At 57.7% G+C, this 15,148-nt stretch carries 19 protein-coding genes and 1 tRNA gene; 9 read left to right on the top strand and 11 right to left on the bottom strand.

The genetic code is table 11. The annotated features are described in order from the left end of the window. Positions 1-53: 53 nt before the first annotated feature. From ACIOZM_RS02320 to ACIOZM_RS02305, 4 genes are all read right to left on the bottom strand, one after another. Positions 54-128: transfer RNA gene (locus tag ACIOZM_RS02320), tRNA-Gln, on the bottom strand. A 125-nt stretch (positions 129-253) separates the two neighbouring features. After that, positions 254-637: a DUF1801 domain-containing protein gene (locus ACIOZM_RS02315; RefSeq protein WP_401209055.1), complete on the bottom strand. Its 384-nt coding sequence runs from the start codon at positions 635-637 to the stop codon at positions 254-256. 155 nt (positions 638-792) lie between these two features. Then, positions 793-1,134 (bottom strand): hypothetical protein, encoded by a 342-nt coding sequence (locus ACIOZM_RS02310; RefSeq protein WP_401209052.1) that lies wholly within the window; start codon positions 1,132-1,134, stop codon positions 793-795. An 86-nt stretch (positions 1,135-1,220) separates the two neighbouring features. After that, positions 1,221-1,865, bottom strand: a complete 645-nt coding sequence (locus ACIOZM_RS02305; protein ID WP_401209050.1) for an ATPase — start codon at positions 1,863-1,865, stop codon at positions 1,221-1,223. A 170-nt stretch (positions 1,866-2,035) separates the two neighbouring features. Between ACIOZM_RS02305 and ACIOZM_RS02300 the strand changes: the two genes are divergently transcribed. Then, positions 2,036-2,272, top strand: coding sequence for a hypothetical protein (locus ACIOZM_RS02300; RefSeq protein ID WP_401209048.1), 237 nt, complete (start codon positions 2,036-2,038; stop codon positions 2,270-2,272). Between the two features lie 47 nt (positions 2,273-2,319). Here the strand turns inward: ACIOZM_RS02300 and mug are convergent, their stop codons facing one another. Together mug and ACIOZM_RS02290 are read right to left on the bottom strand one after the other, a co-directional pair. Next, entirely contained in the window at positions 2,320-2,835 is a 516-nt protein-coding gene (gene mug, locus ACIOZM_RS02295; RefSeq protein ID WP_401209260.1) for a G/U mismatch-specific DNA glycosylase, read from the bottom strand. Positions 2,836-2,840: 5 nt separating this feature from the next. Then, the gene (locus ACIOZM_RS02290) at positions 2,841-3,464 is read right to left on the bottom strand and encodes a TetR/AcrR family transcriptional regulator (protein WP_401209044.1); all 624 of its coding nucleotides are present in this window, start codon (positions 3,462-3,464) and stop codon (positions 2,841-2,843) included. A gap of 238 nt (positions 3,465-3,702) precedes the next feature. On the opposite strand from ACIOZM_RS02290, the gene ACIOZM_RS02285 reads away from it, so the two are divergent. The 5 genes from ACIOZM_RS02285 to ACIOZM_RS02265 all read left to right on the top strand — a co-directional run bounded on the left by ACIOZM_RS02285 (position 3,703) and on the right by ACIOZM_RS02265 (position 9,811). Beyond that, positions 3,703-4,839, top strand: coding sequence for an HlyD family secretion protein (locus ACIOZM_RS02285; protein WP_401209041.1), 1,137 nt, complete (start codon positions 3,703-3,705; stop codon positions 4,837-4,839). After that, positions 4,839-6,314: an MDR family MFS transporter gene (locus tag ACIOZM_RS02280; RefSeq protein ID WP_401209038.1), complete on the top strand. Its 1,476-nt coding sequence runs from the start codon at positions 4,839-4,841 to the stop codon at positions 6,312-6,314. The genes ACIOZM_RS02285 and ACIOZM_RS02280 overlap by 1 nt, the downstream gene beginning before the upstream one ends. Positions 6,315-6,330: 16 nt before the next feature. After that, entirely contained in the window at positions 6,331-7,794 is a 1,464-nt protein-coding gene (locus ACIOZM_RS02275; protein ID WP_401209036.1) for an efflux transporter outer membrane subunit, read from the top strand. 23 nt (positions 7,795-7,817) lie between these two features. Next, entirely contained in the window at positions 7,818-8,768 is a 951-nt protein-coding gene (locus tag ACIOZM_RS02270; RefSeq protein WP_401209034.1) for an aldo/keto reductase, read from the top strand. Between the two features lie 104 nt (positions 8,769-8,872). After that, positions 8,873-9,811, top strand: coding sequence for a LysR family transcriptional regulator (locus ACIOZM_RS02265; protein ID WP_401209031.1), 939 nt, complete (start codon positions 8,873-8,875; stop codon positions 9,809-9,811). A 51-nt stretch (positions 9,812-9,862) separates the two neighbouring features. On the opposite strand, the gene ACIOZM_RS02260 is transcribed toward ACIOZM_RS02265, so the two are convergent. Further along, positions 9,863-10,120: a DUF2790 domain-containing protein gene (locus ACIOZM_RS02260; RefSeq protein ID WP_401209029.1), complete on the bottom strand. Its 258-nt coding sequence runs from the start codon at positions 10,118-10,120 to the stop codon at positions 9,863-9,865. A 603-nt stretch (positions 10,121-10,723) separates the two neighbouring features. On the opposite strand from ACIOZM_RS02260, the gene ACIOZM_RS02255 reads away from it, so the two are divergent. Beyond that, on the top strand, positions 10,724-11,086 hold the full coding sequence (locus ACIOZM_RS02255; RefSeq protein ID WP_401209026.1) for a DUF6124 family protein: 363 nt from the start codon (positions 10,724-10,726) through the stop codon (positions 11,084-11,086). 47 nt (positions 11,087-11,133) lie between these two features. On the opposite strand, the gene ACIOZM_RS02250 is transcribed toward ACIOZM_RS02255, so the two are convergent. The 4 genes from ACIOZM_RS02250 to ACIOZM_RS02235 form a co-directional block, all read right to left on the bottom strand. Continuing rightward, entirely contained in the window at positions 11,134-11,646 is a 513-nt protein-coding gene (locus ACIOZM_RS02250; RefSeq protein WP_401209024.1) for a hypothetical protein, read from the bottom strand. A gap of 595 nt (positions 11,647-12,241) precedes the next feature. After that, entirely contained in the window at positions 12,242-12,547 is a 306-nt protein-coding gene (locus ACIOZM_RS02245) for a barstar family protein (protein ID WP_401209021.1), read from the bottom strand. A gap of 197 nt (positions 12,548-12,744) precedes the next feature. Next, positions 12,745-13,269 carry a hypothetical protein gene (locus tag ACIOZM_RS02240; protein WP_401209019.1) on the bottom strand — a complete coding sequence of 175 codons (525 nt, stop codon included), beginning with the start codon at positions 13,267-13,269 and terminating at the stop codon, positions 12,745-12,747. Between the two features lie 82 nt (positions 13,270-13,351). Further along, positions 13,352-13,762, bottom strand: coding sequence for a hypothetical protein (locus ACIOZM_RS02235; protein WP_401209017.1), 411 nt, complete (start codon positions 13,760-13,762; stop codon positions 13,352-13,354). Between the two features lie 329 nt (positions 13,763-14,091). Here ACIOZM_RS02235 and ACIOZM_RS02230 point away from each other — a divergent pair, with 329 nt between their 5' ends. Then, positions 14,092-14,421: a DHCW motif cupin fold protein gene (locus ACIOZM_RS02230; RefSeq protein ID WP_401209014.1), complete on the top strand. Its 330-nt coding sequence runs from the start codon at positions 14,092-14,094 to the stop codon at positions 14,419-14,421. A 214-nt stretch (positions 14,422-14,635) separates the two neighbouring features. Continuing rightward, positions 14,636-15,118 (top strand): hypothetical protein, encoded by a 483-nt coding sequence (locus ACIOZM_RS02225; RefSeq protein ID WP_401209012.1) that lies wholly within the window; start codon positions 14,636-14,638, stop codon positions 15,116-15,118. Positions 15,119-15,148 lie beyond the last annotated feature (30 nt).

Raw genomic sequence — 15,148 nt, 5'->3', positions numbered from 1 at the left:
GAAAAACGGGCATAAAAAAACGCCAGTCCTTTCAGACTGGCGTTTCTTGAATATGGCAGGGGCGGCTGGATTTGAACCAACGCATGGCAGGATCAAAACCTGCTGCCTTACCGCTTGGCGACGCCCCTATAACTCACACTGCGTAACGTGCTGTGTAAGCGTGGGCGGCAATTTAACAACATTTCTTCAATCTGGGAAGCCCAATGTGAAAAAAATTTGTTTTAAAACAGCCAGTTATTCCTGAGACCGGCATTTACTTCGAAGTATTCAGCGCAATCGCCTCCAGAATCAGCGCCTTCAAGGCCTTAGCATCGACCTTGTCGCCCTCGTGAAAATCAATTGCCCGCCGGGTGTTGCCCTCAAGACTGGCGTTGAACAGCCCCGACGGATCAGCCAGCGCAGCGCCCTTGGCAAAGGTCATTTTCACCGCTGCCTTGTAGGTCTCGCCGGTGCAGATGATCCCGCCATGCGACCAAACCGGTACGCCCCGCCACTTCCACTCCTCCACCACGTCCGGGTCGGCCTGATGCATGACCTTGCGGATTTCACTCAGCGTGGCGCCGCGCCAATCGTTCAATTCTGCGATTCGTGCATCGATCAGCGCCGCAGCGTCGATTTCCGGCTTGTCAGTTTGCATGGCAATCGTCCTCATAAAGGTCAGAGCCTCCGTCGATTGCATCAATCCTAGCTCGCAAGTAAAAAAAAGCCCCGCGACCGAATGGGGCGCGGGGCAAAAAATTGGTTGGTTGCGGCCAACCAAAGGAGCTCAGTTAATACGTTTGAACGCCGGAATCAGATGCAGTCCTGGGCCGCACGCTCAAAATTCGATGGCACCAGGTTCGAGGCCAGCAGGTGGCGGTCATAGATAAACACCTTGCCGCCGGTGCCAGCCTTGTAGGCTTCCAGCACGTTGTCCGCCGAGATTTTGCTCGGGACCACGATGCGGTAGCTGCGCTGGGTCTGCGAAACGGTCGGGGCCATCGCGCTGCCCTGCAACTTCGGCACGACGCAATCCGCGTACTGGGCCGGGGTTTTGCTGGTCTGCAAGGTCATGGTCGGGTTATTCGGCGTCGAGGTACAGCCGACGAGTGACAAGGCAGCGACAGCCAGGGCAGGCAAAAACAAATTACGCATGGGTGAAATCCTGAAAACAAAAAATCGGTTCATTGGGCAACGGTTCAACGTCACGGGCGCCGCCGCTGCCATTCTTTAGGAGTCAATCAGCCGGCTCTCACCAAGGCTTTCAACGAATTATCAAACTGCTTCAAGGCATTGAGTTGCAGGTCACGCTGCTGCTCGATCTGCGCGGCAATCGCCGGTGCTGCCTTGTTGTGCACCCAGACCGAAGGCATTTGTTTCTCTATCGCACCTTCAGCCTTGCCGATGTATTGCAGGTCGGCGTCGTAGAATCGGGCGGCGAATCGCGCCTCCACCAGGCTGTTACGCTGGGTCAACAGGCGATTGAACGTGTCCAGTTTCACCACCACATCCGGATGCGCCTGCAACAGCTCATCGAGGTTGTCGTAGACCGTCACCGACAGAAACTGCTGCTGCAGCGAATTCACCAGCCAGTCGATCGCCAGTTCCGGATCGGAGCTGTTGACGAACGCCGCACGAATCCGCGGATCAAGCGCATCTTTTGCGCCGTTCACCGCTACGTCGTGGTAGCGCTCAAGGTATTGCAGGTTGTCCAGCGTGTTTTCGCTATAGAGCACGCCGACCTTTTGCGAATGGCGTAATACCGCGCTGCTGCTGCCAAGCGGCAGGAAATGGCACGATTGCGCATCATCCGCATAGGCCGGTGCGGTAATCCCCACCCCACCCATCAACAGGGCAACTACAGCCAGTCGGATTAATGTGTTCATCGCGCAAATTCCTTGAGCTGCGTTTCGATGAATGCGATTTTCCGCCTATCGGACGCAAAGCAAAACTTGCGTTTCGTGATGGTCACTATTACTTCTAGCGATAGTTGCGCGCATCGCAGACTGATGCACACTCAATGACAACTAATAAAACAACACTGAGAGGTCCCTGATTGAGAACTTTTGACCTGATCCGCGACGCCGTCCTTCCCGAATTCCGCGAGCGGGTGGCTGATTACCTTGTCGACTACGAAACCGCCCTGCGCAAGAACGCCCTCGATGCCGAAGAGGCACGCGAGGTCGCCAATCAACTGCGCGGTTACTTGCGCGGGCTGAATACCACGCGGGTATTGGGCATGGCCGATTGGGAAGAGCTGGATCGGCGGGTGGTGGAGACCTGGTTGAAGTAGCGTTAGCCGAATCTGAAATGGCAGACGATGGTTGTCGGCGGCTTGCGCTAAAGCTTGAAGGTCGCCGCATGCAGTTTTTGATAGGCGTCCACCAACTGCTCAAGCGTGAACGCTCGATTGCGCCCACTGGGGTTGGGCAACACCCAGACGGCCGCGTTGCCGAACGTCTGCGCCTGCGGCCCCCACGCCACGTCCTTCTGCCCTGATAACCCGGCATACGCGGCTTTACCGAGAAACGCCACGACGCACGGCGCATGACGGGCGATCTTGCTTTCGAAATCCGCAGCCGCGGCGGTGAACTCCGCCACTGACAGTTGATCCGCCCGCGCTGTCGGCCGATCAACCACTGCCGTCAGTCCACAGCCAAATTGCAGAATTGATCGATCATCCTCCGGCTGCACCTCATGCGGCGTGAACCCGGCCAGATGCAAAGTGCGCCAGAAGCGGTTGCCGCGTCCGGCAAAGTGGTGCCCCTCAGCCGCCGCAAGCAGCCCCGGATTGATTCCGCAGAACACCACATCCAGCCCTTCGGCAAGAATATCCTGCAATCCTTCCCCGCTCACTGCGTTCAACCGCAGAACACCTTGATCGCACTGCGCGCCAACCCGCTCAGTTCATCGCGGGATTTACCGGCCCGCGCGCGGATCGAGATGCTGTGCAGCAAGGACGATGCCAGTACCGCCAGCGCAGCGGGATCAGCATCGGCTTGCAGTTCGCCACTATCGATTGCCGTTTGCAAGCGTGCCTGGAGATCGGCATCCAGACGGCTCAGGCGATCCGCCAACACATCGCGAATTTGTGGATCTTCCACCGCTTCAGTGGTCGCCGTGCCAATCGCGAAACAGCCGCGAGGCTGGCCGTCGCCGGAAAAATAGATCGCCAATTGGCCTTCATAGAAGCCGGTCAGGGCCTGCTCCAACGTCAGGCTGGTGTCGGACAGCGCCTGCTGCATCGCCGCCGAGGCAGTTTCCCAATATTGCTCAAGCGCCTTGATGTACAGCGCGTGTTTATCGCCGAACGCCGCGTACAGACTGGGGCGGTTCATTCCGGCGGCACTGGCGATGCTGTCCAGTGACGCGCCGGAATAACCAGTGCTCCAGAACACCCCCAAAGCCTTCGCCAGCGCGGTTTGCGGATCGTAGGCGCGCGGACGGCCTCGTCCTTTACTTTCGCTCACTTTATTTTGTGCCATCTCGTATAAATTCCTTGACTGGGTTTGCCTGAAGCATATTCTTACACCATCGCACAAAATTAAGGAACCAGAAATTCCTTGATCGGCAGGTTTGTTGTAGCGGAGCTCGTATCGGGTGTGGCGACGACGAAACAGCGGCAGCGGGAGTGATCCTCCCCTCCGCGCACAGGTTTGATTTCTCCTAATGATTATTGATGTCGCGGTCCCAGGCCCGACCCGGTTAAAGGTGCATTCGATCATGACCAAGCCACTCGATCTTTCAGCAACACCCGCAATGGAATACCCCGCGTCCGAGCTGCTCGGCGCACCGCGCAAGAAACCGCTCAAGGAACAATTGCGACCGTGGCTGATGATCGGCGTCCCCGCCCTCTTCGCTGCTGCCGGTTACGCCTATTACTCGGCGAACCAGGCTTTTGTCTCCACCGACAACGCCTATGCCCGCGTCGCCAAAGCCTCGATCAATGCGCGGATTTCCGGGCAAGTGGTCGAGATTGCGGTTGAGGACAATCAACCCGTGCGCAAGGGCCAGGTGCTGTTTCGCATCGACCCCAAGCCGTTGCAGATCGCCGTCGACCGCGCCGAAGCGCAGTTGAGCAATGCACGCCTGCGCATCGATGGCCTCAAGGCCAGCTATCGCCAGCAGCAGGCTGAGTTGCAGTCAGCCAAGGAATCAGCGGATTTCGATCAGAAAGAATTCGCTCGTAAAAAAGCCCTGATCGCTACCGAGTTCGTGTCACGCGCCATTTATGAGCGCGCCGAAACCGACCTCAAAATCGCCCGCCAACGCATCACTTCGGTCGAACAACAGATCGCCAGCACCGTCGTCGCCCTCAATGGCAATCCCGACATCGCCGCTGACAGCCACCCCATTGTGCGCGAAGCCCAGGCCCAGCTCGACGAAGCGCAGTTGTACCTGTCATACGCCACCGTCACCGCGCCGGACGACGGTATCGTCGCCAAGGTCGACGACTTGCAGGTCGGCAACTACGTCAACAATGGCGCGCCGGCCTTTGCGTTGATCTCCGACCGGGAGATCTGGATCGAAGCCAACTTCCGCGAAACCCAGGTCACGCACATGCGGCCGGGCCAGGCCGCGACGATCGCCATCGACACCTATCCCGGCCGCGTCTTCAAGGCCCACGTTACTAGCATGAGTCCCGGCGCCGGCTCCGATTTCGCCCTGTTGCCACCGGAAAACGCTACCGGCAACTGGGTCAAGGTTGTGCAGCGCGTACCGGTTCGGCTTGAGCTGGACGAGCCCGATCCAAGCCTGCAGCTGTTCTCAGGCACCAGCGCCACGGTCAAGGTCGATACCGCCTACCGCACGCCTTGGTGGCATCCGCTGAAATCGCTGCTCAGCGCGGGAGCCTTCTGATGAACGCCACTTCTTCGGCGGACAGCAACGCGCGCTCGCTGAGGCTCGTGGTGCTGCTCGCAACTTATATGCAATCGGCCAACCTGCCGTTGCCCAACGCAGCGCTGCGCCTGATTCAGGGCAGCCTGTCGATGAGCGACGATCAGGCTGGCTGGGTCTTCACTTCTTACCTGGCCGCCAGCGCGATCACCCTGCCGCTTGCGCAGTGGCTTGCCGGGCGCTTCGGGATCAAGCGCGTTTATCAGCTCGCCTTGCAGGCCTTCGCCTTGGGTTTATGGCTGTGCACACTGGCCGAGACGCCGCTGCAATTCATCAGCGCACGCATCCTGCAAGGCGCGGCCAGCGGCGTATTGGCGCCATTGTCGATGGCGATTGCCATGGAAACCCTGGCGCCGGCCAAACGCCTGAAATTCGGCGCGCAATGGACCGCCATCGTGCTGTTTGGCATTGTCAGCGCCCCGAGCATCGGCGGTTTGATCTGCGAGTATTTCGACTGGCGCCCGATGTTCTACCTCAGCCTGCCGCTGACCGCTTACATCCTGCTGATCGTCACGTTGCTGCTCGCCGAGAAAAAGGCCGACAAGCGCCCGCCGTTCGATTTCTTTGGTGTCGGCACGTTCACCCTCGGCATGATCGGCCTGCAAATGCTCCTCGACCGTGGCGAGCGTCTGGACTGGTTCGACTCACCGGAAATCTGGATCGAAGCGCTGGCCTGCGCCCTCGGCCTGTACCTGTTCGTCGTGCATCGGCTGACCGCCAACAGCCACTTCCTCAGCAAAGGGCTGCTGCGCGACCGCAACTATGTGCTGTCGACAATCATGTTTTTCGCCCTCGGTTTCGTGCTGCTGTCGACCATGGCCCTGACCTCGCCGATGCTCGACGAAATCCTCGGCTACCCGCCAGACACCACCGGCCTGCTGACCGTCCCGCGCGGTGCGGGACTGATCGGCGCGTTCCTGCTGATGGGCCGATTGCCCGCGCGCTTCGACCCACGCTGGTTCGTCGCCCTTGGCGTTGCTCTGGTGGCGTATGCCAACTGGCTGATGCTCGGCTATTCGCCGCTGATGGACTGGACGCCCGTGGCCGTGATCGGCGCGATTCAGGGCGCAGGGCTCGGCATCCTGATGCCGGCGCTGAGCAAAACCGCGTTCAGCACTCTCGACCCGGCATTGCGCCCGGAAGCCAACGGTTTCTTCAACCTGATGCGCGTGTACGGCAGCACCCTCGGCGTCGCGGTGGTGCAGATCTATTTCTACAACAACACCCAGGCGATGCACTCGGCGATGGTCAGCCACCTGACGCCTTATCGCCTCGCGACCCTGCCCACGCTGCCGCAACTGGAAGGACTCAATCACCTGGTCAGCCACCAGGCCGCATTCATCGCGGTGATGGGCCAATTCAAGATTTTGCTGATGGCGATGCTCGTGGTGAGCCCGCTGGTGCTGTTCCTTCGCAAGCCTGTTGCGACCAACTGATCGTGGAGTCTGAGCAATGAAAACGTCTACTCGCTTCACCCCGTACCCGGCGAACATCACCCTGTTGGCGGCGCTTGTCTTGCTCTCGGCCTGTAGCGTCGGCCCCGATTTTCAACAACCGGCCGCCAGCCAGTCGCAGCATTACGACACCCAGGCTGAACAAAGTGCTACGAACGCTCAGCGCATAGCTCCGGGTCGTAAGCTCAACGGCGACTGGTGGTCAGCCTTGCGCTCGCCCAAGCTTGATCAAGTGATGCGCCGCGCCATCGATGGCAACCTCGAACTGGTCGCCGCCGACGCGACTATTCGCCAAGCGGCGTCCTCAGTCGCTGCGGCGGAAGGCGCGCTGTATCCGCAGTTGGATTTCGGCGCCTCCGCCGGCCGTCAGCGCACGCACAATACGCCACAAGCCTCGGTGTCGAATTTCTATGCCATCGGCCCGCGCGTGGCGTTCGACCTCGATGTATTCGGTGGCAACCAACGCTTGGTCGAACAACAGCAAGCGCTGACCGACCTGCAAAAACATCGTTACGAAGCCGCGTACCTGACCCTCACCGGCGAAGTCGCCAGTCAGGCCTTGCTACTCGCCTCGGCCAACGCGCAGATGCAGGCCGTGCAAACACTGCTGGCCAACGACAGCAAAAACCTCGATCTGGTGCGCGCCGCCCACCTCAGTGGCGCGACCACGCAGATCGACGTGTCGCTGGCTGAAACCCGTCTCGCCCAGGACCGCACGCTGTTGCCGCCCCTCGCCCAACAGCGCGACGCCGCACGCCATGCGTTGTCGATCCTTGCCGGCAAAGGCCCGGCAGACTATATCGCGCCGGACTTCACCCTCGACGAGTTCGTGCTGCCGGCGAGCATCCCGCTCAGCCTGCCTTCGGAGATGGCCCGCACCCGCCCCGACGTGCTGCAAGCCGAATCTGAACTGCACATCGCCAGCGCGGCGGTCGGTGTTGCCACCACCAATCTCTATCCGCACGTCGAACTCTCCGCTTCGCTGGCCCAAGCCGCATCGGGCAACGGCGGCGCAGCGCTGTGGGGATTGGCCGCCGGGCTGACCGCGCCAATCTTCAACGGCGGCACGCTCAAGGCCGAGCGTCAGGGCGCCGTCGAGGGCTACAACGCTTCCCTCGCCCGCTATCAGCAGACGCTGATTCAATCGTTCGGTCAGGTCGCGGACACCCTGCAAGCGATCAACCACGGCGCCGAGCTAAACCAGGCGCAGGACGACGCATTGCGCGCCGCCGACAACAGCTTGCGCCTCAATCAGCAAGCCTACGCCCAAGGCGAAAACAGCGTGCTGCAAGTGCTCGAAGCCGAGCGCGCCTATCAGCAGGCACTGCTCGGGCAGATCCAGGTGAAAACCGCCCGATACCTCGACTCGGTGCGGCTGTTCGTGGCGCTCGGCGGCAACTCCGTCGGCGTCTTCGAACAAAAACTCGCCGCCCGCGAAGCCGCCAAACCCACTTATCAATAGCCGTCCGCTACCGGAGATAACCCATGACTTACGAAGCGCTTCACGATGATCTGCAAACCACGCGCCTGCCCTTGAACAACGGCGCCGGCGCGATGCCGGCGGTGGGATTCGGCACCCTGTTCCGCGACTTGAGCACCACCACCGCCGCCGTCAAATGCGCGCTCGAAGTTGGCTTTCGGCACTTCGACTGCGCCGAACGCTACCGCAACGAAACCCAGATCGGCGAGGCCTTCGCGCAAGTATTCGGCGCCGGGCAGATCCGCCGCGAAGACGTGTTCATCACCACCAAACTGTGGAACACCAACCACCGCCCCGAGCGCGTGAAACCGGCATTCGAAGCGAGCTGTCAGCGCTTGCAGGTCGACTACATCGATTGCTACCTGATCCACACGCCGTTCGCCTTCCAGCCCGGTGACGATCAGGACCCACGCGACGTGTACGGCCACGTCCTCTACGATGGCGACGTGACCCTGCTCGACACTTGGCGCGCCCTCGAAAGCCTGGTGGATGAAGGTCGCACCAAATCCATCGGCCTTTCCGACATCACCCTCGACGCACTCAAGGACATCGTTGCCCACGCACGCATCAAACCCGCGGTGGTGCAGATCGAATCCCACCCATACCTGCCGGAATGGGAAATGCTCGAATTCTGCAAACAGCACGGCATCATCCTCTTGGCCTTCGCCCCACTCGGCCACGGCATGCAGCCGAATGTGCTCGAAGACGCAGTGCTCACCGGCATCGCCAAACGTGTGCAGAAAACTCCTGCGCAAGTGGCTTTGGCCTGGGCAGTCCAGCGCGGCACCGCGTTCCTGACCACCTCGGCAACGCCGAGCCACATCCAGGAAAATTTCGACATCGCGACCTTGCCGCACCGGGCGATGCAGGAGATCAAGGATGAGATCAGCACGCGGATTCGCTTCAATTCGGTGGTCGAGACCGGGGTACCGGGGTTTATCCCGGGTAAAAAATAACAGGCAAGAAAAAGGGCGACTGTTGACGCAGTCGCCCTTTTTTCTGCGATGAAAATGACTCGCCAACCCCTATAATTTCCGCCTCATCCCTCTTGGTGAAATCGATGGACGTCATCCAGACCCTGCGCTTCTTCGTCGCCGTCGCCCAAACCGGTAGTTTCACCGCCGCCGCCGACCTGCTCGACACCACCACGACCAACGTCTCCAAAGCCGTCTCCAGCCTCGAAGCCCGGTTGCACACGCGTCTGATCAACCGCACCACCCGCCGCCTCGCTCTCACCGAAGCCGGCGTGCGTTACCTGCAACGCTGCGAAAAGATTCTGGATGACCTGCGCGACGCCGACGAAGAAGCCGGCACCGCCCAGACCCTGCCCGTCGGCCGCTTGAAAATCCACGCGATGGCCGCCATCGGCAACCACTATGTGATCAATGCCATCGCCCGCTACCGCGAGATTCATCCCTCGGTGATGTTCGACCTGACCCTGAGCAATCGCTTGCCGGACTTACTCGAAGAAGGCTACGACATGTCCATCGTGCTGGCCCGCGACCTGCCCGACTCTGGCTTTGTCGCGCAACGCCTTGGCGTCACCTACAGCATCCTCTGCGCCTCGCCGGGCTACCTCGCCAAACGCGGCAGCCCGGCCACGCCCGGCGCACTCGGCGAACACGACTGCCTGCGCATCGTCAACACGGTGATGCCGGCCGAAAACTGGGTGTTCGAAGGACCGCAAGGCCTGGAAACCGTCAACGTGCCCGTCTCGCCTCTGCACATCAACACAGCGGACGGCATGGCGACAGCGATCAAGAATGGAATGGGCATCGGCATTCAACCGATAGCGTCGGCCGTCGAGGGCCTGAGGGCGGGAGCGTTGGTGCGGGTACTGCCGGAGTACCATCTGGAGGAATACAACCTGTTTGCGATCTATCCATCGCGCAAATTCGTCGACGCCAAAATCAAGACTTGGGTGGAGTTCCTGAAAACCGCCATCCCGCAACTGCTGGCGTCCGATGAGGACATTGCCGGGTCAGCAACAAACCGCTGACGCTGAGTGCCGCAGACCTGGAGTGTCGACCCTCCAGTGTCAGCACGGCGATCAACCGTTGGAACAACCGCTGCCCATCACCTGGTATTGCAGGACATGCCGCGCACCGTTCGAGTCTTCATAAGTCATCTGCGCCGGCACTGGGCCGCACTGAGTGCCCGTGTCGGAGATCGAGATCACATGGGCGACATCGAGTTGGGTGGAATAGCTGTAGGTTTCAACCTGAGTGTTGGCCGGTTCGTCAGCGGCAAAGGCCTGCGCGCCGATAGTGCTGAACGCCAGAAGCACAGCAATTTTTGAAAGTTTCATGATGTTCACCGTCTCGTTGGGACCGTGTTTGTTCACGGATTGGAGACGATGTTAGGGGTTGTGGCGGCTGGCAAAAATCGGTCGCCCGGACAAACACTGTGTCCAAAATGCACATGAATAATCCAAACCCACTCAGGCAAAACACAACCCCTGTGGTGAGGGGATTTATCCCCGTTGGGTCGCGCAGCGGCCCCCGTTTTTCAGAAACAAATCAGAATTCCCACGCCCCCAACGAGGCCCCGTTTAATCAATTCCCCGCCCCCGTTTAAAGACACCCACTGTTACGTCATCCAGCCTACAACGCCTTGCGCCATTACCTACGACTACGCCAGAATCCGCCGGCTTGTGCGCCTTGGGCCCGGGTTCTATCGTTGGCTGGTCGCTGAAAAACAGCGATCGGGTTTGGTAGCCCGGCATTTCCAGGTCGCATAGTTCCCCTCTAGCAGAGGCCGCTTTTTTGTCCCTGCTTTATGGTGGCCATGCGTAGGGCGTCTTCGGGCGCGCCGGGCTCCTGGGCCGGTCTACCAACCTGTGCATGGCCGCCACCCCTCGTTTGGTAGCGAAGTGTGATGGCTCCTTAATCGTTTCCCAGGAGTTTCATCAATGTTCAAAGTCACACCCAACCCACCTGAAACCGATCCAGCCTCACCCTACGAATCCCTCGACTCCAGAAAACTTAACGAAGCCGCCGAACGCGCCCTCGACCACTACCTCAACCCCACTGCCCAAATCATGGCCAAACCCTACGAACCCAACGCCATGTTCCTCGCCAACCCAAAAACCGCGACCGAAGAATTACTGGCGAACGCCAGTGAATCACTGGGTTCCGCGTCGGTAATGCTCGGGGATTTGGTGGCGCTGATGGAGGGGCCGACTCGCAAGACGCTACAAGGTATTGCGCAGGTGGTAATGCTGGGGGAATTGGCAGTGAATCAGGCGTTGGATAACGTTGTGCCGGTGGAATAGACAGTAGGCGCTCTGTGGTAGACGGCACGCCGATTACCACAGAGCGTTCAGCGTTGCACTGGCGGAAGCGGGCCCACGAACATCACCTTTAGCCGGGCAGGCCCGATGACACGCGCCAATTCTGCGATCACGCAATACATGAATATCAACGTGATGAGCAGAATCTGTACCGCCCAAAAACGAGGAAAGTTCAGTGAAGAAAAAAGTAGTGAGTTCGCACCTATGATGCTGTGTGCCTCTTTCCAGTATTCGTACAGTTGCTCCAGATAATGAACAACAAGCGCGACCACGGCATACATGAGTGTCTTCCAGCTGACATTCCAAATCAGCGGTTTGTCAGGAAACCTGTTTATGAAGGGCAGCATATCCGCAATTAATACCGACTTGCCGAGTATGAGAGAGGCGATCAGCACCGACGCCGAAACCGGAAGATCTATCCCCGTGCCCTTGATCATCAGCTCGCGAATGAGGGCAACGATGTGCAGAATGACGAAAAAAAACAGGGTCGGCGGAAGTACTTTCAGGACTTCATGTTTGATCTTGAGTATTGCTGTATTCATGTTGGCGCCCTTCCATCACGAGTTAGCGTAGCGTCACCAAACGAATCGAGCCCGGATCGCCCAGGGGTATCGCATCCGTGAGGATAAAAACAGACTAGCCAATGATGACTGCCACTCGCTTGCCTTAATGCAGTAAAGCATCAGTAGGAGCGTTTGGAGTTGGTTGATCGCTACACACCAAGCCGGACCGTTTTCAACAGATTCGGCCGATTACGCCTGTCTCTACGGTCTCTTTTGGGTCGGATGCAACGGGTCGCAATGAGCTAAAATCGCTTTCTGAGCCGCCTGTCATTACAGACGCTGGCCTGGCCTGGTTGTCTTTGCCAATCTGATTACGCAAGATTTGACGAGGCTGTCGCTAAATTACTGAAATCCATCCGACCGGAATTGGGTGAAGAATTCGAGGTGGTATACGAAGAACTTTAGCTTGTCTGTGTGAGTCTTCTACCTGACTTTGATAACGAAAGGATGCAGCTATAGATCGGCATCCCGCATTCGTGACAGGCAGAAATCGGCCAAAAACAGTCTGTCAGGACGGTTAACTTTCATCTTGTCGCAGTCGATGCCCCCCCCTTCGACTAATGTGGGCGAGCACTTAAACATTGAAAGCAGGCGCCAGGAGTGGGGTGCCGCCAGCAACGACCAATCGCCAGTTCACAAAAGCTGCGCATTCCACAAGCGCTTCAAATTGTTCAGGACAGCGAAGCTTGAAATTCTGGGCATTGTCGATGACCAATGAAAGCGGTTGTCCGTTTTGAACATGGATAGACGACATTTCTGCACTGGGATCATTGAGGTAAGACAGGCAATCAACCCAGGCGTCCATATTGCGACCGTAGAAGCTAGGGAAGCCGAATTTTTCTGCGAAAACACTGTGAAATGTTTGCCAGTCAGTTATCAAGTTTGCATCCACTCGCACCATTGTCAGATTAACCTCCGTCACATTGAAAAAAACAGGTATGGCGGTCTCGCAAGATGAAGTCAATTGCTGACGGCATATTTGCGCAATCCAGTGCTTAATCCGCTACAGATGACGTTCCAGCGCCCATCTATGGCCGACTTCTGCCCTCGTGACAGGCAGAAATCGACCCGAAGCGGTCACTGAATTGAGGTAACGAAACGGGTTTCGAGGCCAACACTTACTGGCGGAAGCGCATTAATCAAAACGACGGCATCGTCGCCCTGGTTAAGGAAGATCAAGGAGTCACCTGTCTCGAACGTAACTCTGAATCCGGCAAGCCAAGGCTCTTGCCCGTAGAGAGAGTCAAGAATCCCCTCAACTGCACAAACTTTTTTGTTCTCGAGGTGTGTTGCAGATAAACCTGTAAGCAGGTTTTCACGCTTCCATGAGCAGGTCGCATTCGGTTCTATTTCAAAGGAAGCCGGCGTATCAGACGGCAGCAAGTCCGCGCCTACTCTCTCGCCATCACTCAAGAGATACATGGATAAAACTTCTCGCTCGCCAAACCGCCACTCTAAAGAACCTATGTCTCTCAAGTTTTTCTCGTCGTTGAAATAGTATTGGTCGTGCAGCAGCTCGCTCAGGTGCTTGCCCAAAAGCGAGCGTGCATTTTGCAAGTCTCGGACAGCTCTTGCTGGGGACGAGAAGCGGCGGCCAGACATCAGGTTTCTCATATAGGTGGGAACAGAGGCAGATACTACACAGACGCCTTTACGTCCGCTTCTGGCCGAAAGCAGGCGGGTATTACCTTGTTTCAGCTGCGTCAGGAGGCCAGCCCTCATAGAAAGAGCCGCCTACAGGGATCGGGTTGCCATCCATATGATATGCGGCCCATGCCAGTAGGTGGGCCATGCGTTCGGCAGCAACTGGCGACAGTCCGCAAGATTCTCTGACTTCGTCTAGTCGTACTCGGCAAACATCGAGGTGGCGTCGAACGCCTGAAAATCCGCCAAGGTAGAGATAGAATTCGTCGAGAAGGATACCCACGCCTGGAACACCATAGGTGCCGGCCACACCTGGTGCCTCCTCATATATGGCTTTCACATCATGGCCTTCCAAGGTCGCGACAGCGGTTAGTACCTCGCAAAAAGTATCTTTCATGCTGTTGCTGACCCAGAGGCCATAGCTGTTGCCGATAATGATGGGCGCGCCCATGAGTCTTACTCTGATTTCGATAATGGAATGCTGAAGAAGAGACGGATTCAGCCATGTTGCCAATTTTCAATAGGCCGTCTCCGCTCCGATTATTATCGTTTTGGGCTGGAAAAGGCCATGGGTGGGCGGCAGCTCTTGGCCGAATGCGGTCGTAAGTGCGTGGCAGCTTTCGGCCAGAAGCGGCCAGTCAGGGGGCGCGTACACGGACGTCAATCGATGGGACAGTAACAACTTCCTTCGAGTATTGATGAAATCAACCGGATCTGTATCTATTGGGCTTCCTTGTTACCTCGGTACGATTCAACCCCGCCCTGGTCCGAGACAATCCCATGCAGCTCACCGACATCCCATTTGGTACCACCGATTGGTCGAAAATAGAACCGACTGCACATCCTGGCGAAACCGGCACGGCACACTGGCACACTTGCCAATTCGGTAATGCAAGAGTTCGAATGGTTGAATACAGCCCTGGCTACCTTGCCGATCATTGGTGCCGCAAGGGGCATATTCTGCTCTGCCTGGATGGTCGACTGGAGACCGAACTTGATGATGGTCGTACCTTCACCTTGACAGCCGGGATGAGCTACCAAGTGGCCGACAACGCGGAGGCTCACAGGTCTTCAACCGCTATTGGCGCCAAGTTGTTCGTCGTGGATTGAGACTTGAGTAGGAAGAGTTGCTTCTGGCCGACTTCTGCCCTCAGTAACAGGCAAAAAGCGGCCTTTTCCGGCCGCTCGCAGAGATAAAATAGCGGTTGCCGGTTATTTCTGTGATGAGCTGATGCTCTGTCCGATCGATATGAGGCATAACTCGTAGTCGGTGCCTTATGAAGGTCCACTCTTAAAAATTCAAACACTCAGCGTTGGAATGAGAATGTCCGATAAAACTATCTATGCCAAAGAATTCGCGATCTGTGTATCGATGTCAGATTTAGTAACCTGGGAAGGTGATCAGACGTCTCCCAGCGTCTACCTGCAGGCGGTATTTTCGACCCTTGAAATTTCCGTCAATATTCTCGAACTCCACGAGTTGTATTTCGCCCACCTTTACAGCGGCTACGGCGACGTGCATGTGTATCATGCTCGAAATAATGGAGGCAGTATTTTCGCAATCGACTTGTATCGAGAGCTTACGGACCAGCTAGATTTGACAGGTCTATTTCTACGTATTGAAAGCCCCAAATTTGATCAGGCACTCGCCCATCTCCGGTCGTTCTATGACAGCGCGAGGTGCCAAGTAGCATTTGAGCAGGCAGGCTACTCCAAGCGACTTCGTGAAACGCTTGATGAAAGCAGATACCCTCGACTGGTCGAAGAAGAGCACGCCTTCATACAGCAGCATTTCACTCATCGGTGACGCTAGCCGATAGCTGCAACTACTGACCGT

It is taken from the genome of Pseudomonas sp. NPDC087346 (assembly GCF_044744235.1).
Classification (GTDB): Bacteria; Pseudomonadota; Gammaproteobacteria; order Pseudomonadales; family Pseudomonadaceae; genus Aquipseudomonas.
This window is presented reverse-complemented; position numbering and strand designations above follow the sequence as displayed.

Coding starts and splice junctions, on each gene's coding strand:
- ACIOZM_RS02315 (WP_401209055.1), bottom strand. CDS start 637: ATGCAAACTGACAAGCCGGAAATCGACGCTGCGGCGCTGATCGATGCA.
- ACIOZM_RS02310 (WP_401209052.1), bottom strand. CDS start 1,134: ATGCGTAATTTGTTTTTGCCTGCCCTGGCTGTCGCTGCCTTGTCACTC.
- ACIOZM_RS02305 (WP_401209050.1), bottom strand. CDS start 1,865: ATGAACACATTAATCCGACTGGCTGTAGTTGCCCTGTTGATGGGTGGG.
- ACIOZM_RS02290 (WP_401209044.1), bottom strand. CDS start 3,464: ATGGCACAAAATAAAGTGAGCGAAAGTAAAGGACGAGGCCGTCCGCGC.
- ACIOZM_RS02285 (WP_401209041.1), top strand. CDS start 3,703: ATGACCAAGCCACTCGATCTTTCAGCAACACCCGCAATGGAATACCCC.
- ACIOZM_RS02280 (WP_401209038.1), top strand. CDS start 4,839: ATGAACGCCACTTCTTCGGCGGACAGCAACGCGCGCTCGCTGAGGCTC.
- ACIOZM_RS02275 (WP_401209036.1), top strand. CDS start 6,331: ATGAAAACGTCTACTCGCTTCACCCCGTACCCGGCGAACATCACCCTG.
- ACIOZM_RS02270 (WP_401209034.1), top strand. CDS start 7,818: ATGACTTACGAAGCGCTTCACGATGATCTGCAAACCACGCGCCTGCCC.
- ACIOZM_RS02265 (WP_401209031.1), top strand. CDS start 8,873: ATGGACGTCATCCAGACCCTGCGCTTCTTCGTCGCCGTCGCCCAAACC.
- ACIOZM_RS02260 (WP_401209029.1), bottom strand. CDS start 10,120: ATGAAACTTTCAAAAATTGCTGTGCTTCTGGCGTTCAGCACTATCGGC.
- ACIOZM_RS02255 (WP_401209026.1), top strand. CDS start 10,724: ATGTTCAAAGTCACACCCAACCCACCTGAAACCGATCCAGCCTCACCC.
- ACIOZM_RS02250 (WP_401209024.1), bottom strand. CDS start 11,646: ATGAATACAGCAATACTCAAGATCAAACATGAAGTCCTGAAAGTACTT.
- ACIOZM_RS02240 (WP_401209019.1), bottom strand. CDS start 13,269: ATGTCTGGCCGCCGCTTCTCGTCCCCAGCAAGAGCTGTCCGAGACTTG.
- ACIOZM_RS02235 (WP_401209017.1), bottom strand. CDS start 13,762: ATGGGCGCGCCCATCATTATCGGCAACAGCTATGGCCTCTGGGTCAGC.
- ACIOZM_RS02230 (WP_401209014.1), top strand. CDS start 14,092: ATGCAGCTCACCGACATCCCATTTGGTACCACCGATTGGTCGAAAATA.
- ACIOZM_RS02225 (WP_401209012.1), top strand. CDS start 14,636: ATGTCCGATAAAACTATCTATGCCAAAGAATTCGCGATCTGTGTATCG.